Source organism: Snodgrassella sp. M0110, assembly GCF_016101465.1.
In the GTDB taxonomy this organism is placed as follows: domain Bacteria; phylum Pseudomonadota; class Gammaproteobacteria; order Burkholderiales; family Neisseriaceae; genus Snodgrassella; species Snodgrassella alvi.
In genome coordinates this window covers 206,343-228,031 of sequence record NZ_JACFQM010000002.1, presented here as the reverse complement: position 1 = coordinate 228,031, position 21,689 = coordinate 206,343, and the positions used below count along the sequence as shown (strand labels likewise).

Below are 21,689 nucleotides of genomic sequence, written 5' to 3'. Positions count from 1 at the left end.
AGTCCTTAATAAAATTCATAATATAGAATAGTAAAATGGGGGATGCGGTTGTCACATACAAGGATAAATTTTGTAGTGTAGATAAAAAATATGTAATCAACCGGTGATTAATACAGATAATTTTATCAGTTTGGCATGGTATCTGTATATTAGTGAGCAATTGCAGTACAGACAATCTGTATAAAATATAAATGATAAATAAAGCTGTGCTATTTGTTGAGACTGGATGATTCAATAGCAATACAATAACCAGATTGAATAACAATACTATTTATTAAGAAATATTGTTCTTAAAGAAAAATATTCGATATTGAAAAAAGGCAGCCTTTAAAAAGCTGCCTGTGCCAGATAAACTTTAATTAATCTAATTTTTTAAAGTGTTTGCGGCGTTCCTGTTCGCTCAGGTAGCGTTTACGCAGGCGAATGGTTTGCGGAGTAATTTCTACCAGTTCATCATCATCGATAAACTCTACCGCAGCTTCCAGAGACATCAGTACCGGCGGAGTCAGACGCACTGCTTCATCTGTGCCGGAAGCACGGACATTAGTCAGTTTTTTGCCTTTAAGCGGATTAACAACCAGATCATTGTCACGGCTGTGAATACCGATAATCATGCCTTCGTAAATTTTTTCGCCCGGATTGATAAACATACGACCGCGGTCTTCCAGATTCCATAAAGCATAGGCTACGGCATCACCTTGTTCTTGTGATACCAGTACACCATTGCGGCGGCCGGGTATTTCTGCTTTTACTGGTGCGTAATTATCAAATACGTGGCTCATCAGTCCCTGACCACGGGTCATGGTCATGAATTCACCCTGAAAACCAATCAGACCGCGCGCAGGAATACGGTATTCCAGACGGGTACGGCCTTTGCCGTCGCTTTCCATATTGGTCAGTTCACCACGGCGGCGACCCAGTTCTTCCATTACAGCACCCTGAGTATTGTCTTCTACATCGACAGTCAGGTTTTCGTAAGGTTCGCATTTAACGCCGTCAATTTCACGGAAAACCACACGTGGTTTGCCGACAGCCAGCTCGTAACCTTCACGGCGCATATTTTCAATCAGAATAGTCAGATGAAGCTCACCACGGCCTGAAACACGGAATACATCTGCGTCTGCTGTGTCTTCAACGCGCAGGGCTACATTGGTCAGCAATTCTTTTTGCAAACGCTCGCGAATCTGGCGACTGGTAACAAATTTACCTTCTGTACCGGCTAGCGGGCTGGTATTGACCATGAAATCCATCGTCAGGGTAGGTTCGTCTACGCTCAGCATAGGCAGCCCCTGAGGTTGTTCACGATCAGCAATGGTAACACCGATACCTATATCTTCCAGTCCGGAAACCGTAACAATATCACCGGCTTCTGCTTCTTGTAACGGAATGCGTTCCAATCCTTTGAAGCCAAGCAACTGATTAATGCGTCCCTGACCAATCTGCTTATCTTCATTCATGATAGCTACTACCTGACCGGGTTTAATTCGTCCGTTCAGAATACGACCGATACCCAGCCGGCCTGTATAGTTATCATAATCAAGCTGAGAAATCTGTAATTGCAGAGGTTTATCTGCATCACCGGCTGGTTCTGGGGTATATTTCAGAATGGTTTCAAACAGCGGACGCATATCGGTAGATTCGTCTTCTTCATTCAGCTTAGCAAAGCCAGACAGACCAGAAGCATAAACGATAGGGAAGTCGAGCTGTTCATCGGTTGCGCCCAGTTTATCGAACAGTTCAAAAGTCTGGTCAATTACCCAGCTCGGGCGGGCACTTGGCTTATCAATTTTATTGATCACTACAATCGGTTTCAGCCCTAATGCCAGTGCTTTTTTGGTAACAAAGCGGGTTTGCGGCATCGGGCCTTCCTGTGCATCCACCAGTAGTAGCACACAGTCTACCATTCCCAGTACACGTTCTACTTCGCCGCCAAAGTCGGCATGTCCGGGTGTATCAACGATATTAATATGGTAGCCTTCGTATTCGATGGCGGTATTTTTGGCAAGAATGGTAATGCCGCGTTCTTTTTCAAGATCGTTGCTGTCCATTACTCGTTCGTCTACCTGCTGATTGGCACGGAAAGTACCGGACTGGCGTAATAACTGGTCTACCAGTGTGGTTTTGCCGTGGTCGACGTGTGCGATAATGGCAATATTACGAATTTTTTTACTCATAGGAGTGTGTAACCTAGTTTATTAGCTATTTGTAAGGAAAATTAACCTTGAATTATAACATTTACTCTGCTTTTCGTGGAATTTTTAGCAAAATCAGATGTTCTTTCTGTATTAAAGAGGCTGACTTACATCTGTGTATGTGTCATAGTTAACGTTTTTCCGGTGTTATTCCGGCTGGGTTGTTTAAGGCAGTCTGTTGTAATTGTGGTATTGAAGAGGGATGCAAAACCTAGGCAATGGAACAGTTAGAATTTTTTGTTATTCCCAGTCCCTGTAAAGGTATTTGTGAAAGCAATCAAAAGGGATATTGCAAAGGCTGCCTGCGCAGCAGAGACGAGCGTCTTTACTGGTTACGTATGTCTGATACTCAGAAACAGTATGTGCTGCGTTTGTGTGCATTGCGCCGGCGCAAGCTGGAACAAATGCAATCACAACCAGCAGACCAGACAGAACAAAATCTGAGTGAGCAAATATGGCTGCAGGCAGATTTTGATTTTTAGTTTTTAATAGCTGATAAGTCAGTTCGTAAATTTTGATTTTGGGGGAAAAATGCATTTTCTGATTATTAGTATTCTATGTAGTGTCTCTGTGTCAGTATTACTGAAACTGGCACGCAGAAACGGTGTTAATATTGCTCAGGCCGTAGCGATTAATTACCCGGTAGCTGCTGCCTGCACCTGGTTTTTTTTACGTCCGGATTTTTCTGATTGGCATACTTATAGCAGTCACTGGATTATTTTTCTGGCTTTAGGTATTGGTCTGCCGCTCGGCTTTATTGTGCTGGGGCGGGCTATCGAACAGGCGGGAATGGTAAAAACAGATGCTGCACAGCGCCTGTCGCTATTTATGCCTATAGTGGCCGCATTTGTGCTCTTTGGAGAAACTTTAAGCACTAACAAAATTATCGGAATTGCACTGGCACTGATGGCCTTGCTTACCTTGCTGTACCGTGAGAATCCGGCTAAAGGCAAAGGAAAAGGCGATTTTTTAAGTACTGCCGGCTACTTATTCGGTGTGTGGCTTTGTTACGGAACTACAGATATTCTGTTTAAACAGATGGCGAAAAGCGGAACAGCTTTTGCACCGACCTTGCTGGTGTCATTTATACTCGCTGCCATTCTGATTATATGTTATCTGTGTTTACGCAGAACAGTCTGGAATGCGGCCAGTATTCTGGCAGGTCTGATATTGGGTGGTTTGAATTTTGCCAATATTCTGTTTTACATTCGTGCACATCAGTATTTTCAGCAAGATCCTTCGCTGGTGTTTGCCGGTATGAATCTGGGTGTAATAACACTGGCCACTATTATTGGCGCTTTTGTGTTTAAAGAAAAAATCAATGGCTTTAATGCTGCCGGAATTGTACTGGCGATTGCTGCAATCTGGTTTCTGTTTTATGGCAGCAGGCTTAATTCTTTGTTGTAGCCGATTTATATTGAAAAGCTGTTCTGAAAATCAGAACAGCTTTTTTTTGATGAGCTTAGCCGACATTACTTAATTGTGCCAGCTGCTGAGCCTGATGCTCGGCAATTAATGCCTGTGTCAGCTCAGATAAATCACCATCCATAATAAAATCCAGTTTATGCAGAGTAAGGTTGATGCGATGATCGGTTACTCTGCCTTGCGGATAATTATAAGTTCGAATACGTTCACTGCGGTCGCCGCTGCCAATCAGGCTTTTACGTTCAGCAGCCTCTTTGGCATGAGCAGTATGTTTCTGCTGTTCATACAGTCGGGAAGCAAGTACTCGCATTGCCTGTGCTTTATTGGCATGCTGTGAACGCCCATCCTGACACTCCACTACCATACCCGTTGGTAAGTGAGTAATACGTACGGCAGAATCCGTCTTGTTAATATGCTGACCGCCGGCACCGGAGGCGCGGAAAGTATCAATGCGTAAATCGTTCGGATTGAGCTGTACTTCAGCAACTTCATCGGCTTCCGGCATAATGGCAACAGTACAGGCTGAGGTATGGATTCTGCCCTGACTTTCTGTAGTTGGTACGCGCTGAACACGATGGCCGCCAGATTCAAACTTGAGCTGACTGTAAACATTCATGCCTACAATTCGTGCAATCACCTCTTTATAGCCACCCAGATCACTTTCACTGGCGGATACAATTTCTACCTGCCAGCCCATACGTTCTGCAAAGCGGGTATACATGCGCAATAAATCGCCGGCAAATAAAGCTGCTTCATCACCACCGGTTCCGGCACGAATTTCTATGAAAATATTCTTGTCATCGTCTTCGTCTTTTGGTAACAAAAGTTTTTGTAGCTCGCCATCTAGCTGAGTAATCTGATTACGGGCAGTATTGATCTCTTCAGCCGCAAATTCTTTTAATTCCGGGTCTGCCAGCATTTCTTCTGCGGCAGCTAGATCAGTTTCTGCCTGTGTATACTGGCGATAGGTTTCTACTACCGGTGTAAGCTCGGCATGTTCACGGGTAAGGCGACGATATTCGTCAATATTGTTCGTGACATCAGGAGAAGCCAGCAAAGCGGTTACTTCTTCCAGACGCTCAGTCAGGTGCTGTAACTTGTCTATCAATGAAGGTTTCATCTGGTATTCCGTATTAAATAAAAGCTATCAGTCCATTGAGACTATATTAGATATAAAGAGTTAAGGATTATGAATAAGTTGGAGGCAGTAGCTAATGCTGCTGATTTTTTCCATGCAGCTGGTAAATCTGACAAATGGCCTCGGCCAGCTCAGGATATTGCTGACTGTCTTTATTTAAAGCTCGGGTAGGTGCATGCAAAAGGCTGTTGGTTAACTCACGGCTTAAACGCTGCAATACTTCTTCAACTGGTGTACCTTTACGCAGACGGCGCAGAGCTTTATTGACTGCTTTGCTGCGCTGCTGTTCACCCTGATCGCGCAATTCACAAATTAAAGGAACGCTATTGCGTGTCTGTTGCCATGCAATAAACTCAGCAACTTTGCCTGCAACCATCTTTTCAGCTTCAGCTGCAGCCTGTTGCCGTGCTGCCTGACCATGCTGCACAATATGCACCATATCATCAACACTATACAAATACGCATCGTTCAGTTCGCCTGCTTCGGCTTCAATGTCACGCGGTACGGCCAGATCAAGTAAAAATATCGGCATGCCGCGCCGCTGCCTGAGTGCGCGTTCTACCAAACCTTTACCAATAACCGGAAAAGGGCTGGCAGTAGAAGAAACAATTACGTCGTATTCAGCCAGAATTTCAGGTAAAGCAGTTAATATGCGTGCATCTGCTTCACAGCTTAATTTCTGACATAATTCCTGAGCCCGTTCCAGCGTACGGTTTAGAACAGTCAGGCGCCGCGGACATTCTGCGGCAAAATAGGTGGCCACCAGCTCAATCATTTCACCGGCACCCACCATTAAAACATTCAATGCCGAAATATCGGGAAAAATCTGTGCGGCCATTTTGACTGCCGCCGCTGCCATGGATACAGAGTTTTCGCCGACTGCACTTTCATTGCGAATTTCTTTTGCTGCTGCAAAAGTTTTTTCAAACAGAGCATTCAGCTGCTGATGCAGCGTATTCCGGCTGCGGGCAACGCGTACGGCTTCTTTTAATTGTCCGAGAATCTGCGGTTCACCTAAAACCATTGAATCCAGTCCGCAAGCCACCCGAAAGGCATGCTGCACAGCCTGTTTATCATGGAATTGATATAAATAGGGAGCAAATTCAGATAATGGCAATTGATGGTAGTCGGCCAGCCATTGTATAGCTGTGGTTGCATTACCAATACAGTAAATTTCTGTACGGTTACAGGTAGACAGAATCATTGCTTCTGCTATTTCTTCCTGATTGCCAAGCGCAGTCAGTGCTTCTGCCAGTTCTATGGCAGGGAAAGCCAAACGTTCACGTACAGAAACTGGCGCAGTTTGGTGATTAAGTCCGATAACGGTTAAAGACATACTACCTGAAGTAATTTGCGTTTGCCCGCTACCGCGGGTAGGATAATTGCCAGCCAGACTTTATATTCTATATAAATATAAAGTTATTAAATCGGGCAATTATACGCTATCAGTGCTGAAAAAGCAGTAAATCATGCCTGAGAGTGATGTAAATAACTTTTTTCGCATGCATAAATAAAAAATGAAGAATCTGGATTTACACGATATTCGCGAGGATTACAGCCAACAGTCACTTAGTGAAGCTGATTGCGGTGAAGAGCCTTTGGAGCAGTTTCAAAAATGGTTAATGGCTGCCATGCATGCCAAAGTAAATGAACCGACAGCTATGAATGTTGCTACTGTTGATCAAAACGGACGACCTAATGCCCGCATTGTGCTGTTAAAAGAAGTGACAACGGAAGGCTTTGTATTTTTTACTAATTATCATAGCCGTAAAGGTCGTTCTTTAAGTCTGAATCCGCATGCGGCACTCACATTTTTCTGGCCGGAACTAGAGCGTCAGGTACGGGTGGAGGGAAGTGTACAACAATTACCTACAGCAGAATCAGATGCCTATTTTCAGTCCCGGCCTTACAGCAGCCGTATTGGCGCATGGGCTAGCGAACAAAGTGCCGTAATTAATAGTAAAACCGAGCTGATGGCGCGCGCAGCAAAACTGGGAGCAAAATATTTGTTCAATGTACCCAGACCGCCGCATTGGGGCGGATATCTGGTTAAACCCGAGCTGGTAGAATTCTGGCAGGGAAGACCAAGCCGTTTACATGACCGTATTCAGTATACACGACAAAATAATCTCTGGATTAAACAGCGCCTATCGCCTTAAACATCTTTTTGTGCCTATATTGAATCGGAAGTTGAAGGTGCGGTTGCTGTAGCCGGACTGTCCATAAGAACTTTGTTTTGAATAAAATCTTCAGCCTGAGTTTTCAGGCTGAAACGATCATTTGTTTTGTTTTCAGCAATATTCAGCAACGCAGAAAAATCTACTTTTACTATAATTTCCGGCATAGATACTATATTCCACAGACTACGAAATAAACTGGTTTTGCCGGCAAATGCTACTTTAGATGTACGCTGTCCCTGAGGGTTGTAATAGCGCATGGCTACTGCCATCACGGGTGTATCTGTATCAATTGCTGCCTGAAACAGTGCTGCTTTAAATGGCAGGGTAGTCATTCCCTCAGATGTATATGCTTCGGGAAAAAACAGGACGTTTTTACCTTCATGCAATGCCAGCACTATGGCTTTGATAACCGGATTAATATCTTGCCTCGACTGACGATTAATATAAACAGTCCCCCCGTTTGTAGCCAGTCTGCCGATTACCGGCCATGATTTGACACTTTGTTTGGCAATAAAACCACCAGGGATATAGGACATTAATACGAAAATATCCAGCCAGCTAATATGATTGGCTACAGTAAGCCAGGGCATACTTGCTGTGTTTGGTAAGGATTGTTCAGAGTTTACCTTTACGTGCAGAATATCAAGTAAATTATGTGCAATTGAAATTAATTCCTTATTTCGCTCTGTTTCATTCAGGGTCTCAAACCGATTTACCCGTCTGATTGTCTTAACCAGCCATAAAGCCAGTCTGAAAATACGCGAAAAACGGGTAATTAAAGAAGTATGTTCTGATTTTGTCATTTTTATTTATCGTTTTTTCTGGCATAGAGGACAATAAAAACTGCTTCTTTGTCCTAAAACCATTTTTTCAATCGGATGCCCGCATTGCGGGCATGGTTCTCCGGCTCGCCCGTATACCTGATGTTGTAGCTGAAAATAGCCACTTGTGCCAGCACTATTTACAAAATCTCTTAAAGTACTGCCACCGGCCGTAATGGCCTCCTGTAATACCTGTTTAATTTCTGCAGTTAATGCACTAATCTGCTGTTTATTCAGCTTCATAGCCGGAGTGGCCGGATGGATACCAGTGCGGAATAATGCTTCGTTAGCATAGATATTGCCTACACCGACAACAATTTTATTATCCATAATTGCTGTTTTAATCGCACGTTTATGGTTTGAAAGTTTTTGTTGCAAATAATCAGTATTAAAATCCTGGCTGAGTGGTTCAGGCCCGAGGTTAACTAATAAAGGATGTTGTTCAATGAGTCCGATAAACCATAAAACAGCTCCGAAACGTCTCGGGTCATGAAATCGTAAGAGCGTACCATTACTGAAATTAATATCTACATGATCATGCTTTTGTACCGGCGGTGCAGTAAAGTCAGTAAAGACGCGTAAACTGCCCGACATACCCAGATGAATAATTAATGTACCTGAAGCTAATTCAATCAGCAGGTATTTAGCTCTGCGTCTGACTGATAATACTTTTTCGCCGCCAAGCTGTTTCCCAAGATTATCTATTATCGGCCAGCGTAAACGCGGCTGACGCACCTCTACCCTTGAAATAGTTTGATTGACAATAAAAGGGGCGATTCCGCGCAGCGTTGTTTCTACTTCGGGTAATTCGGGCATAATTTATTTATATTCTTCAGAATAGAATCGTTACAATAGCATCATGAAAATAAAATTTAAAGCACATACAGTATCCGTTTTAATTAGATAAAATTGGCATAGGTCATACGCAGCTAAAATTGTCTGTGTTAAAGTAGCAAATTATTTTACCCTTATAGTTTATTCTTTAAACGGCTGCAAATTTTATCGTGCCAGTTAAAGTATTTAATAACTTAACACGTATTGCCTAATAGACCGCGATTAGTAAAAAATTTCCTGCACAAGTACAGAATTGTTATTTATTTATGATTCAGTGTCTACGTAAACTGATTTGCATATATGGAGAAGTTTAATGCCTCATTGGATTCATCGTATTACCCCGATTGTTTTAAGTTTAATGGCTGTACATATGGCCAATGCCAACAGTGTGTCAGAGCAGCATAAACCAGTACCATTGATTCAAACTAAAATTGAGCGGATAAATAATCAGATTACAGCACCGGATGATGCGGCTTCGCTGCAACGGCGTCTGGCTATTGCCGGCCGTGCCAATGATATTTTTACTTTGTTTGCTAATGAACTTATTTATTCTGGGGGTAAAACTGATTTCGCTCTGACTGCAGATATGCGAATGCTTGAGCATACACAGGAACCGGAGGTAGCTGAACGGGCAATGGAAATGGCTCTTGATGCAAATAAAATCACTGAAGCGCAAACCATTGCCAATCGCTGGCAGCAAATCGAGCCGACAGAGACGCCGATCAGACAGCGTTTAATGTTAGAGTTGGCTATTGCCAAAAATGATATGCCGCAAGTACTGAAAAATATAGATGCAGTTTTATCTAATGTTAATGATTATCAGCTGCGCCGGTTGTTTTTAAAACTGGCACAGCTGCGGGTAAATAATCTGAATGCCACTGATGAATTGAATGCACCGATACACAAAACAGCAATTTTACATCCTCAAATGGCAGAAGCGTTAATTGCTGATGCCATTTATGGTGTAACCGGTTCACACAAAGAACAAACTATTAAAGCATTGCAGTCATTGGTTCGTCTGGATACCGATATTTTTCCGGCCAGTCAGCTGACACTAAATCTGATTAACCTTAAGCAGCCGCAATATTTACTGGATTTCTATCAGCAAACCGGTGTAGATACTATGCCGGCTAAATGGCAAAGTCTTTATATAGAGTTGCTGATTAAAAATAATCAATTACAACAGGCATATCAGCTTATACAGCCGTTACTTGAAAACAGTAAAAGCGCGGATCTGTATTTGCAGGCGGTTTATCTGGCTGTCAGTCAGAAAGCTGCTACAGATACCATTGCCTCATATGCAGATAAAATTGTCGAACTGGGTGATCCTACTCAGCGCAGTAAAGCGGCCATGATGGTGGCTATGCGCTATTATGATGAACATAATTTGCCGGCTTCCCGTACATGGGCAACTAAAGTCAATGACCCGCAGTTTTTCTTTGACCAGGCACTTATGATGTGCTCACTTGAGGCTGAAGAAAAACACTGGAAATCAGCTCAGCAATGGCTGAATAAAGCTCAGACAACTAAAACACCGGCAGGTACTTTTTTCAGCGCTTCGGATTTACTTCGTCTGCAAACATTTATAAATAGTTCTTCACTCACCAACCAGAAATATGAACAATATCTGAATAGAGTGATTAATGAAGCAGAACATGGTGATGCCAGAGCGCAGACTGTAGATGTTCCGCCGTTATTACTCCTGCGCGGACTATTGTATGCAGATAATCTTAATGAGCCAGTAAAAGCAGTAGCAGATCTGCGCCGGTATGTGAAAATGCGGCCTAATCAGGTGGAAGGACTTAATGCACTGGGCTACACCTTATTAAGCCTGCCTAAAGATAACTGGCAGGAGGCTCAGCAATTACTCGAGCAAGCTTATGCATTAAGTAGCCAGTCTCCGGCAATTAATGACAGCCTTGGCTGGGCTTATTTTCTTAATGGTGATGCAGAAAAAGCGTTGCCTTTACTAGAGTATGCATTTCATAATCAGCCGGAGAGTGAAGTGGCTGCCCATCTGGGTGAAGTTTACTGGCAGCTGGGGCGTGAGGATGAAGCTCGTCAGATATGGGCTCAGGGCTGGATTAATAAAGCCAGTGATCATAAGATTCTGAGTGAAATATTGAGTAAATATCAAATCGTTCCGGCCAGTCTGCCCTTAGCTACAGCGAAAACAGCAGAAACTCAGGCTAAGGCAGATGTCTATTTGCAACAGGCAGCAGTTTTATTTAGCAACGGAACCAATGAACCGGCTTTGATTGAAAATATTAACAAAGTCATTCAGACAGGTAACAAACTTCAACAAAGCCAGGCAGCACTTCTCGCTGCAACTCATTATTTTTCTAATCAGGATATGACCTCTGCACGTAAGTGGCTGGATAAAGTGACTGATAATGAATTAGCCAGAGATAAAGCCTATCTGATGGGGATGATTGAAGTAATCCAGAATAATATACCGGCAGCAAAGCAGTGGTTAGATCGGATGAATCAGAATAAAGAATCACCTGTTTTCGATGGTATCGATACTATTATGTTATCAGTTTCAATTGATAATAAAACCCTTGATCCGAAAGCTTATGTGCAAAAGCTGACACAGATGCTAAAAGATGCAGACAAAAAAACTGTTACATCTGAAGATAATAATACAGACCTAAAAGCATTCCTTCTGTATTCGCGAGCAACAGCTTATAGTGACAAATTGGATCAGCCGAAAAAAGCAATAAAAGATATTCGCGCTTTTATTGAATTAAAACCTGATGATGCGGAAGGATATAATGGGCTAGGCTATACTATGCTGAGTATGCCAAAACGCTACTGGGCAGAGGCTTTATCGATTTTGCAACATGCAAGTCAGCTAGATAATCAGTCCTGGGCGATTCAGGATAGTCTGGGGTGGGCCTATTATCTGAATAACCAGCCTGAAAAAGCATTACCGCTTTTACGCTCAGCCTATCAGATTCGGCAGGAAAGTGCCATTGCAGCACATCTGGGTGAAGTATTGTGGCAGCAAGGAGAGCAGGAACAGGCGCGCCAAATCTGGGCACAGGGATTGGCTAATAAAGACTCAGACCAGAAAGAATTACAGCAAATTTTGAAGAAATTTAATGTAAATCCGTCGAGTCTTACAGTAACTGCCACACCGAAGATACAAAACAGCAAATAATTAATAGTTACTGATTTTGATGCAGAATTATTGAAATTGATTGGAAAAGCTGCCGTATGCACTAGTATAAACGGCAGCTGATTATTTATTTTAAAATTGTAATTATAAATTTAATTTTATATTGTAGATACAGTTACTACTTCTAACATTACAATAATCACCATTATTGAAATTAAAGCGAAAAATGATATATTCATATTTGTATACAAAAAAACGTTATCTGGCTGTAGTTATTTTTAGTTTGGCTTTAAGTGCCTGTGGCAGCCTGATACCGGACAGAATAACATCAGCATCAGACTGGCAGGCCGGTAATGAAAATGATGTTTCCGGTTTTGACAGTTCCGGACGTCTGGCTATCAAGGATCAGGGTAAAGGAAGCTATGCAAATTTTAGCTGGCAGAATACCGGTATGGTACAAACAATTGAAGTCAAAACACCATTGGGTAATAGTGTAGGGGTTTTATGTACTGATAGCTCAGGAGTAATTGCAGAGGACAGTAAAGGGCAGGTAATTACTGCAGCCAGTATTGAGGAATTAAGTCAGCGTATGCTTGGTTTTGAGCTTCCGTTTGATCATTTAAATCAATGGGTGCAGGGATACTGGATTACAGGTGAGCCTTATCAGTTATTGCCCGACGGCAAGCTTAAACAGTCTGGCTGGATTATCCAGCGTCAGCAACAAAACGGAAGCCGTAATCCGCGTATTGTACTGTTAAATAATGCACGCTTTAATATCAGACTGGTGTTTGATGAATATACAGATACTGATGAGAGTCCGAAATCAGCACAATGCGAATTGCGTCAAAGATTATCCTGATTAATTATTTAAAATATGAATAAATCTCCAGCAGCTGATGCACGGCATTTTCTGGCGCCGGCCAAGCTGAATCTTGATTTGAGAATCGTCGGACGGCGCGCCGACGGCTACCATTTACTTGAAAGCATTTTTACTCTGATTGAGCTGTATGATCATATCTGGTTCAGCGTAAATCAGACAGGCTGCATAAAGTTACATACGCCAACTGACGGCATTACTGAAGAACAGGATTTGTGTGTGCGTGCAGCCCAGTTATTATCCGGCCATACCGGTACTGAATACGGAGTAGATATCTGGCTGGAAAAACAGATTCCTGTAGGTGGCGGACTAGGTGGCGGCAGTGCGGATGCGGCAGTCGTATTAATGGTGCTTAACCGTTTGTGGCAGCTTAATCTCAGTAAGATAGAGCTATTACAGCTTGGCGTGCGCTTAGGTGCAGATGTACCGTTTTTTATTTTTGGACAAAGTGCATTTGCCCGCGGCATTGGTGAGCAATTAATCCCGATATCTTTGCCAAAACAATGGTATGTGATTATCAAGCCCCCGGTGCATGTCAGTACGCCGAAAATATTTGCACATAAAGACTTGACACGTGATTCCAAGCCACGGATAATGCCAGACTTCCAAGCAGGACAGCACTGGCGCAATGATATGCAGAGCGTTGTTTTAGCTGAGTATCCAGCAGTAAAAGCGGCATTTGATGTTTTGGCTGAATACGGTTCACCAATGATGAGTGGTTCTGGTGCATGTGTATTTTTGTCATTTAATTCTGAAAGTGCAGCAAAAGCTGTTTACAATAAAGTTTCTTGCGCGCATCAGGCATATTGTGTTGCTTCCCTGACGAGGCATCCGTTTTATCAATGATGTGTGTAGTTGGGGAGTCGTCAAGTGGTTAAGACACTGGGTTTTGATCCCAGTATGCGTAGGTTCGAATCCTACCTCCCCAGCCAGTTGCTTGATAAAGAGCATTGGGGAGTCGTCAAGTGGTTAAGACACTGGGTTTTGATCCCAGTATGCGTAGGTTCGAATCCTACCTCCCCAGCCACATTTCGAGTAAACAGACAGTAAACCCTATTGGGGAGTCGTCAAGTGGTTAAGACCCCGGATTCTGATTCCGGTATGCGTAGGTTCGAATCCTACCTCCCCAGCCAATTCAGATAAGCGTGTAAGTTTACTTACACGCTTATTTAATGTGTAAATGACAAATTGTTATTTTAGGGCGCGTGTTGATGCCATAAGTGATATAATTTGTCTAAATTTCAGACGGGCAGGTTCCAGTCGGAAAACAGGCATAAATATTGTAAGTTTGTATTATTGTATTCACTTTTTAGTGATACATAGCATGATTGAGTCTGCAAAAATGTAATACAGTTTTAATCATAGTAATAGAATAGTGTTACTATTTTGCTGTGTTTCTATTAAATATCAGTAAAATAATTGATTAAATCTGTTTCAACTATGATACTTGCAGCTATTCAGTACAGACTGGAAATATTTTTTAAAGAGGTGATCATTGCTTTTGAGTTTAGAAATAACGTAAACGGGTTAACAACGAATTGAGCACAAAATTTCATAACGTTGAAAGCCATTACTTGTTTATATGACAGATACACTACAGCGTAAGTGGTGATATGAAAGCCTTGGATTAATGTTTAATCTACCTCACACAAATCAAATCAAACCAAAACAGGACTCAGGTACAACAGAAATGGCAGCATACGACAGTTTGATGGTTTTTACCGGCAATGCAAACCCGGAACTGGCAAATAACGTGGCCAGACATTTGGATATTTCTCTGGGACGTGCTTCAGTTGGAAAATTTTCTGATGGCGAAATAGCAATTGAATTACTCGAAAATGTACGTGGTCGTGATGTATTTATCGTACAGCCTACCTGCGCACCGACTAACGATAACTTAATGGAAATCCTGACAATGGCTGATGCACTCAAGCGTGCTTCAGCCGGACGGATTACTGCAGCCATTCCTTATTTCGGCTATGCACGCCAGGATCGTCGTCCGCGTTCAGTACGTGTGCCGATTTCTGCCAAACTGGTAGCCAATATGCTGTATTCTGCCGGTATCGACCGTGTACTTACAGTTGACTTGCATGCTGACCAGATTCAGGGCTTTTTTGATATTCCGGTAGACAATATTTATGCTACCCCCATTCTGGTGCATGATATTGAGAAGCAGCGCATCGATAATCTGACAGTTGTCAGCCCTGATATCGGCGGTGTAGTACGCGCCCGTGCCGTAGCAAAAACACTGGGTACTGATCTGGCCATTATAGATAAACGCCGGCCAAAAGCCAATGTGGCAGAAGTAATGAATGTAATCGGTGAAATTCAGAATCGTACCTGTTTGATTATTGATGATATGATTGATACAGCAAACACCTTATGTAAAGCTGCATCAGCGCTAAAAGAACGTGGTGCGGAACGCGTGCTGGCTTATGCTACTCATCCGGTATTTTCCGGAGCGGCGATTGAGCGTATTGCTTCATCAGAAATCGATCAGGTTGTAGTTACTGATACTATTCCTTTATCTGAAGCTGCACAGAAATGTGAACGCATTCGTCAGGTGAGTATTTCAGGCCTGCTTGCAGAAACTGTACGTCGTATCAGTAACGAAGAATCTGTGTCATATCTTTTCAATGAAGATGTGGCCATACCGGGAGCAATGTTTCTCCCTTAATACCCCCAAGCCGTCTTAAGCTGGTCGCGGCCGATGACGGCATTATCAACTTTGGAGTAGTTATGTCTTACGAAATTAAAGCAGAAATCCGTGAAGCTCAGGGCACTGGTGCGAGCCGCCGCCTGCGTCGCGAAGGTAAAGTACCGGCTGTATTGTACGGTGAAGGTACCGAACCGGTAGCCATTACAGTAGATCATCGTACTTTATGGTACGCACTGGAAAAAGAATCTTTCCATACTGCTATCATCAAACTGGATGTTAATGGCAAAACCTACGACGTTATTGTACGTGATTTCCAGATGCATCCGTTTAAACAACAGGTACAGCACATTGATTTCCAGGCCGTTGATGCAAATAAAGCCATCAATATTCGTGTTCCGCTGCACTTGCTGAATGCTGCTATTTCTCCGGCAGAAAAATTGCAAAGTGGTCGTGTGTCTCTGCTGGCTACCAGCGTAGAAGTAAATGCTTTACCGAAAAACATTCCGGCTGTATTGGAACTGGATGTTTCTACCATCAGTGCCGGTGAAATTCGTCACCTGACCGATTTAGTGCTCCCGGAAGGTGTGACCAGCGTTGCGTTAAATCGCAATGAAAATCTGGCTATTGCTTCTGCTACAGGTAAAAATAAATAAGCAGTACAGATCAATACCTGCATCTGATTAGTATTTTACCTAAAAGTAAAATGCCATTGAAAACTGAAGTCTGTAGTAACAGACTTCAGTTTTTTTATAGTAACCAGAGTAATAATTCCTAAATTGAAATAATTGCAATTTAATCTATATATTAAAAAATAAAGTTAAATTTGAAAAATCAGAAACAAACGGCCTGCACAAGAGAAACATATAAAAATATTTTATTTCATTAAAATTACTTTTTATAAAATAAGTAACGCATACTGATTATTTTATAAATATATTAATAACATAAAAAGTCAAAAATATAAAAAAGCTTTTATCTGATTTAACACAGATAAAAACCTTTTTAGAAATTGATTTAATCAATTATAACGCAGCATCAGGACTTTTTACGGCCTGGTTTTTTGCGTGAACCATTACTACGTGACTTCTGAATGGCAGCCGTTTTTGTTTTGTTTGACTTAGTTTTCTTACCGGGTGCTTTGCGCGGCTGTTTAACAGTGGCTTTAAGCTGTTTCTGAATATTTTGCGCATTATTTGTCCGGCGACGCTTACCACTATTCGTGCTAATCAGCACCAAATCAATCCGGCTCGTATCCAGATCCGCGCGAGCAACTTTGACTACAACTTTATCACCCAGCTTAAAGCGGATACCACTGCGCTCTCCGACAATGGCCAGCATTTCAGGATGATAATTAAAATAATCTTCACCCAGATCGCTGATATGAACCATACCGTCAATATAAACATTATCTAAAGTAACAAACAAACCAAAATTTGCCATACCGGAAATCGTACCGGAAAAAACCTCACCGATTTTGTCCTGCATATAGTAAGTTTTAAGCCAGTTTTGCACATCACGGCTGGCATTATCAGCTCTGCGTTCTGCCAGTGAACAATGCACACCCAGTTCAGACCACGACTTTGGCTGATATTGTTTATGCTGTAAAATGGCCTTAATGGCTCTGTGAACAGTCAGATCAGGATAACGCCTGATTGGTGAAGTGAAATGTGTATATGCCGGATAGGCCAGACCAAAATGGCCAATATTTTGTGGTTCATAAACCGCCTGCTGCATTGAGCGTAACAGCATAATACTGATTACATTCTGATCAGGCCGTTCTTTGATTTTTTCGCTTAGTTCTGCATAATCTTTTGGAGTAGGGCTATTACCGCCATTTAGGTGTAAACCAAGTAGCGATAATTGCTCACGTAAAGTATTCAGACGCTCACTGGTCGGACCGGCATGATTACGGTATAAAGCAGGATGTTTATGATGCTTGAGAAATTCTGCAGCACAGACATTCGCAGCCAGCATACATTCCTCAATCAGACGATGAGCTTCATTGCGCTCAACCGGTATAATACGTTCAATTTTACCCTGCTGATTGAACAGCATCTGTGTTTCTATACTTTCAAATTCCACGGCACCACGTTGCAGGCGTTTTTTCAGTAAAATCTGATATAGCCGGTATAAACTCAGTACATGTGTTTTCATCGGGTCATCAAACTGGTCATTACTAATCCAGTCCCATGCCTGTGTATAGGTAAGTCGTGCATGTGAGCGCATTACCGCCGGATAAAATTCATAGCTTTTAATATTGCCTGCATAAGTAATCACCATATCACATACCATGCACAGGCGATCTACATTCGGATTAAGGGAACAGATGCCATTAGATAAATTCTCCGGTAGCATCGGAATAACCCGCCGTGGAAAATAAACACTCGTAGCACGTTCCTGTGCATCCTGATCAATAGCATCATCAGGATGGACATAATGGCTAACATCAGCGATAGCAACGACCAGGCGGTAATTACGACCAATTTTTTCTGCATATACCGCATCATCAAAATCGCGTGCTGTTTCGCCATCAATAGTAATAAGCGGTAGCTCGCGCAGATCTTTTCGGTTTTTTCGCTCATCAGCTTTAACATGATCAGGTATTTTAGTGGCCTGAGCCATACAGGCCTGACTAAACTGATAGGGTAAATGATGTTTGCGTACTGCAATTTCAATTTCCATACCACTGTCAGCATAATCACCAAGAATTTCTGTAACACGTGCCACAGCTGCCTGAGTTGCATTCGGATAGGACTCAATTTTTGCTACCAGAACCTGACCGGCTTTAGCTTTACCCAAAGAGTCAGGCTGTAGCACAATACTTGCTCCCAGACGTTTATCTTCAGGCACCAGCATAGCTATGCCATGTTCAATTGTGAGTCGTCCTACCACATCTTTATTAGCTCGTTCGATGACATCCAGCACCTGACCTTCACGCCGCCCGCGACGGTCAGAACCAGCCGGTCTTACAGTGACAATATCTCCGTTCATTAACCCGCACATCTGGCGAGCGTAGAGAACAAAATCACTACCGTCAGCAGGGTTTAACGGTACAGCAAAACCAAAGTCGTCTTTGTGTACTTCAATCCGGCATTTAACCAGTGCCAGTTTATTGGCTACACAAACGGCACCGCGGCGATTAATTAGAATCTGTCCGTCTCGTGCCATGGCATTTAAACGACGCTCAAAAAAAGCTATTTCTTCATTAGTAATATTAAGTTTCTGTGATAATTCAGTCATTTTGACCGGAATACCGACTTTATCTAAAACAGCAATAATCCATTCCCGGCTGGGTAAAGGATTGGAATAACGTTGTAATTCACGTTTTAAATATGGATCTTGATGGCGTAAATCTGATTTTTTTTTCATAGAGTATTGACAATCTCTTTAGAGAATATATAATGCACTTCCTCAGTTAAAGACATACTTTAACTGAAAGTTGCAATATATGCAAAAGCCCAGGTGGCGGAATTGGTAGACGCGCATGGTTCAGGTCCATGTGCCAGCAATGGTGTGGAAGTTCGAGTCTTCTCCTGGGCACCAGAATTCCAAAAAAAGATATCTAATGTTTAGATATCTTTTTTTATTTTGTAAAACTTAAAATCACTAATAATCATTTTTTAGAGATTTGCAGATTAGCATAAAATTTGCATACTCAATCTACATTTGACTTATTAATTCAAATATCAATTTATTTTGTATCAAACATATAAATAATTTTCAAAATAAAAAACTATTTATGTTCCGTAGCAGGGAGCTGATTAAATGCCCATTCTTTATCCGTGCATACCCGTGCGAGTACTAAGCCTAATGGTAAAGCCAAGACAATAAGCATCGCCTGTGCTCCCCAGTTAATAGCATTAATAATATCGTTTTGCTGTAAAAAATACATAGCGCGAAACATATAAATGCCCGGTACCATAATACAAACTGCCGGTACCGATAAAGCAATACGCGGACATTTACTATGGTGGCTGAAATAAAATGCACTGATACCGACAATAAAAGCTGCTATCAAAGAAGCTGCCTGAATAGGTATATTAGTCAGGTCTATCATTTCCAGCCGTAAAGTATTGGCATACATGCCGATAAAAGCAGTCATTAAAGCAGTTTTTACCGGACTGTTAAAAAGCAGGGAAAAACCAAGTACACCAAAAAAGCTGGCAATCAGACGAAAAAAAGCTGTCCATACCGGATAGAGGTTAGGTGAGAGCATAGCTTCCGGTGCCATATGGATTCCGGCTGCAACTACCCATGCGGCAAAAGTGGCGCAAAAAATTACAGTTATGGCATAACCTACACGCTGAATACCAGATGAAAAATCCAGCTTGGCTAAGTCCAGCACTCCGGTTATCAAAGGAAAGCCGGGTATCAGAAACAGCATAGAAGCTATATAGCCGGCAGTATGCTGAATATTCACTTTCAGCAAAAGATGGCTACCGCCAATAATCAGAAAATACACACTAGAAGCGACAGCAGCGGCCAGCATGGTAACAACAAACTGATTCAGATGTTTATGTAACAGGGTTTTTCTTAGCGCCTGGCCAGAACCAGAGGCAAAAAATACACCCAGCATTTCAATCAAACCACCACCGATTAAAAAAGTAAAAGATGAACACGCAACCGCAGCAAACAAAGCTGACTGCCGTAAACTGTATAGGGCTGGTTGATTTTCAATTTCTGACAAAGATTTATCAAGAAAGCGAATCAGCTCGCTTTCACTCATCTGCTGATAACGAGCCTGTGTATCTATCAGCAGAGTTTCAAGCAATTGGATATTATTAGTATTAATTCCAACACCTTGAATCGTGGTAACCTCAGTTTTAAACTGTTTACCATTACGGCAGGTAGAGTTGATTTCAGTAAGCGTAATATGTGCCTGATTTTCCACGCCGAGCATATAAGCAACATGACGCATTGACTGTTTAATGCGATAACTCCCGGTACCTGCTGCCAGACAAATTTTACCAACGCGTAAAACCAGATCCGATTTGATATTTAACTGAAGCTCATCAGAAGAAAGAGGCAAAGACATAATACTTTTTTATAAAAATAGTAGGCAAGTATTATAACGCTTGTAAGTAGGTGTTGCTTAATAAGAAATATTATATAATTCAGTTCCCGTCTACTGTAGCAAATGAATATACTCGGCGTTTCAGATTTAATTATCTTCTAAAAAATAATTATTAAAATATCTCTTAGTCAAATAGTTCTAAGATAATCAACCCCATGATAATACGTTATATATTATTAATTGAGCTCTTCAGGCTTAATTTCTGGATGTTTTGTAAATAATGGAACTAGTACATCAAAGTACATTTTACCTAACATTACTCCTACAGCACGTCTATATTCATTAAATTCTTCCGCAGAACAGCAATTTTGAGCCTTAATTAATGATTCATTCAGTTCCGAAGTTATATTAAGCATTAAATCTGTCACTTCTTTTGCAAATTTTCGATCTTTTATCATATTTATACTTTTGAAGTATTGAAAAAATTAAATGTGTATTCTGATACATGCAATTATAAATTGTTCTGAACCAGAACAAATAGATTAAAAATTACTATTTTAACGATTGAAAATAATAAATTAATTATTAATAAATAAGCAATTTAAATTAGGCCGGACTTAAAATTAGCTAATAAAATCAAATTATTCAGACTATCAAAAATAATTAGTGCAAAAATTTTAAGTAAATTAATGTTTTGCAAACAATTATGTTTATTTGTGCTACTAGATTGTCAGAATAAAAAATCAGCAATAGCTATTTTATTTGGATTTTATTACACGTCTTTGGCCACAAAATAGGCAAAGGCATGATTAGTTAAATAATGTCCATCTTCCCCATTAAATTTCTTCGCAGCGTCCGGCCAGGCAAAAAAACGTGTCTCAGGTTTATCCGCAATCTGCCCCGTTTCCCGATTAATTAAATAAACCTTCTTGGCGCCTTTTTTAAATATTTTCCATACGGCTTTTACAAATTTATCGGTCTCAGGTTGTTTTACCACATCATAAGAAGCAGTTAATCGACCGTTCATTAAAGATCCGGGTGCATAACCAGCTATGCAGGAACATGAAAAACGGACAAGACCTTCTCCAACCATAGCACCATCATAATTTGACCCTGGATAATGTATAACATATTTTTTTTTATAATCTTCAATACTTAAAATATCGGTATTTATAATACTAAAATTTATATTTTTAGCTATTTCCATATCCAGTACATCTGAAATTGGTATATTTAGATCAGGCCAAATATATTGTGTAATAAATTTAACCGACTCAATCTGATCTTTTAAAACTTTGGAGAACTCTACTGCATCCACTGCAGTCATAAAGATTTCTAAAGCAGGCAGTTTAATTTTACCAGTCATATAATTTCACTTTAATAATTAGAGGAAATGTTAATCTACTACCATCTTTATATATATTTCCG

17 protein-coding genes and 4 tRNA genes are annotated in these 21,689 nt (G+C 41.3%); 12 read left to right on the top strand and 9 right to left on the bottom strand.

The genetic code is table 11. The features are described 5' to 3' along the window. Positions 1-359: 359 nt before the first annotated feature. On the bottom strand, positions 360-2,174 hold the full coding sequence (gene typA, locus H3T84_RS03810; protein ID WP_025330592.1) for a translational GTPase TypA: 1,815 nt from the start codon (positions 2,172-2,174) through the stop codon (positions 360-362). A gap of 236 nt (positions 2,175-2,410) precedes the next feature. Between typA and H3T84_RS03805 the strand changes: the two genes are divergently transcribed. Together H3T84_RS03805 and H3T84_RS03800 are read left to right on the top strand one after the other, a co-directional pair. Then, positions 2,411-2,674: a DUF1289 domain-containing protein gene (locus H3T84_RS03805; RefSeq protein ID WP_037474560.1), complete on the top strand. Its 264-nt coding sequence runs from the start codon at positions 2,411-2,413 to the stop codon at positions 2,672-2,674. 49 nt (positions 2,675-2,723) lie between these two features. Further along, entirely contained in the window at positions 2,724-3,599 is an 876-nt protein-coding gene (locus H3T84_RS03800) for a DMT family transporter (RefSeq protein ID WP_037474563.1), read from the top strand. Positions 3,600-3,654: 55 nt separating this feature from the next. Here H3T84_RS03800 and prfA read toward each other — a convergent pair whose 3' ends face one another. Both prfA and hemA read right to left on the bottom strand, forming a co-directional pair. Then, complete coding sequence (gene prfA / locus H3T84_RS03795) at positions 3,655-4,737, bottom strand: peptide chain release factor 1 (RefSeq protein ID WP_198218102.1); 1,083 nt, start codon at positions 4,735-4,737, stop codon at positions 3,655-3,657. Positions 4,738-4,828: 91 nt separating this feature from the next. Continuing rightward, positions 4,829-6,091 carry a glutamyl-tRNA reductase gene (hemA, locus tag H3T84_RS03790; RefSeq protein ID WP_096765398.1) on the bottom strand — a complete coding sequence of 421 codons (1,263 nt, stop codon included), beginning with the start codon at positions 6,089-6,091 and terminating at the stop codon, positions 4,829-4,831. A gap of 190 nt (positions 6,092-6,281) precedes the next feature. Between hemA and pdxH the strand changes: the two genes are divergently transcribed. Next, positions 6,282-6,914, top strand: a complete 633-nt coding sequence (gene pdxH / locus H3T84_RS03785) for a pyridoxamine 5'-phosphate oxidase (protein ID WP_198218412.1) — start codon at positions 6,282-6,284, stop codon at positions 6,912-6,914. Positions 6,915-6,928: 14 nt separating this feature from the next. Here pdxH and H3T84_RS03780 read toward each other — a convergent pair whose 3' ends face one another. After that, the gene (locus H3T84_RS03780; protein ID WP_198218100.1) at positions 6,929-7,738 is read right to left on the bottom strand and encodes a lysophospholipid acyltransferase family protein; all 810 of its coding nucleotides are present in this window, start codon (positions 7,736-7,738) and stop codon (positions 6,929-6,931) included. Between the two features lie 6 nt (positions 7,739-7,744). Further along, a complete protein-coding gene (gene mutM / locus H3T84_RS03775; RefSeq protein ID WP_174833274.1) occupies positions 7,745-8,572 on the bottom strand; it encodes a bifunctional DNA-formamidopyrimidine glycosylase/DNA-(apurinic or apyrimidinic site) lyase in 828 nt (275 codons plus the stop codon). A gap of 331 nt (positions 8,573-8,903) precedes the next feature. Between mutM and H3T84_RS03770 the strand changes: the two genes are divergently transcribed. The 8 genes from H3T84_RS03770 to H3T84_RS03735 all read left to right on the top strand — a co-directional run bounded on the left by H3T84_RS03770 (position 8,904) and on the right by H3T84_RS03735 (position 15,900). Next, positions 8,904-11,753, top strand: coding sequence for a tetratricopeptide repeat protein (locus H3T84_RS03770; protein WP_198218099.1), 2,850 nt, complete (start codon positions 8,904-8,906; stop codon positions 11,751-11,753). A 199-nt stretch (positions 11,754-11,952) separates the two neighbouring features. Next, a complete protein-coding gene (gene lolB / locus H3T84_RS03765) occupies positions 11,953-12,570 on the top strand; it encodes a lipoprotein insertase outer membrane protein LolB (protein WP_174833276.1) in 618 nt (205 codons plus the stop codon). 15 nt (positions 12,571-12,585) lie between these two features. Beyond that, positions 12,586-13,434 (top strand): 4-(cytidine 5'-diphospho)-2-C-methyl-D-erythritol kinase, encoded by an 849-nt coding sequence (gene ispE / locus H3T84_RS03760; RefSeq protein ID WP_198218097.1) that lies wholly within the window; start codon positions 12,586-12,588, stop codon positions 13,432-13,434. Positions 13,435-13,444: 10 nt separating this feature from the next. Then, a tRNA-Gln gene (locus H3T84_RS03755) sits at positions 13,445-13,520 on the top strand. Between the two features lie 19 nt (positions 13,521-13,539). Continuing rightward, positions 13,540-13,615: transfer RNA gene (locus H3T84_RS03750), tRNA-Gln, on the top strand. Between the two features lie 30 nt (positions 13,616-13,645). Beyond that, positions 13,646-13,721 (top strand) — tRNA-Gln (locus H3T84_RS03745). Between the two features lie 557 nt (positions 13,722-14,278). Next, complete coding sequence (locus H3T84_RS03740; RefSeq protein ID WP_100115887.1) at positions 14,279-15,265, top strand: ribose-phosphate pyrophosphokinase; 987 nt, start codon at positions 14,279-14,281, stop codon at positions 15,263-15,265. 62 nt (positions 15,266-15,327) lie between these two features. Then, positions 15,328-15,900: a 50S ribosomal protein L25/general stress protein Ctc gene (locus tag H3T84_RS03735; protein ID WP_037391835.1), complete on the top strand. Its 573-nt coding sequence runs from the start codon at positions 15,328-15,330 to the stop codon at positions 15,898-15,900. Positions 15,901-16,282: 382 nt separating this feature from the next. Here H3T84_RS03735 and rnr read toward each other — a convergent pair whose 3' ends face one another. Further along, positions 16,283-18,616: a ribonuclease R gene (gene rnr / locus H3T84_RS03730; RefSeq protein WP_198218094.1), complete on the bottom strand. Its 2,334-nt coding sequence runs from the start codon at positions 18,614-18,616 to the stop codon at positions 16,283-16,285. Positions 18,617-18,703: 87 nt separating this feature from the next. Here rnr and H3T84_RS03725 point away from each other — a divergent pair. Then, positions 18,704-18,790, top strand: a tRNA-Leu gene (locus H3T84_RS03725). Positions 18,791-18,980: 190 nt separating this feature from the next. Here H3T84_RS03725 and H3T84_RS03720 read toward each other — a convergent pair. From H3T84_RS03720 to H3T84_RS03710, 3 genes are all read right to left on the bottom strand, one after another. Further along, a complete protein-coding gene (locus tag H3T84_RS03720) occupies positions 18,981-20,282 on the bottom strand; it encodes a threonine/serine exporter ThrE family protein (RefSeq protein ID WP_198218086.1) in 1,302 nt (433 codons plus the stop codon). A gap of 215 nt (positions 20,283-20,497) precedes the next feature. Further along, positions 20,498-20,719, bottom strand: coding sequence for a hypothetical protein (locus H3T84_RS03715; protein WP_198218084.1), 222 nt, complete (start codon positions 20,717-20,719; stop codon positions 20,498-20,500). A gap of 314 nt (positions 20,720-21,033) precedes the next feature. After that, on the bottom strand, positions 21,034-21,627 hold the full coding sequence (locus H3T84_RS03710; RefSeq protein ID WP_198218077.1) for a hypothetical protein: 594 nt from the start codon (positions 21,625-21,627) through the stop codon (positions 21,034-21,036). Between the last annotated feature and the right edge of the window lie 62 nt (positions 21,628-21,689).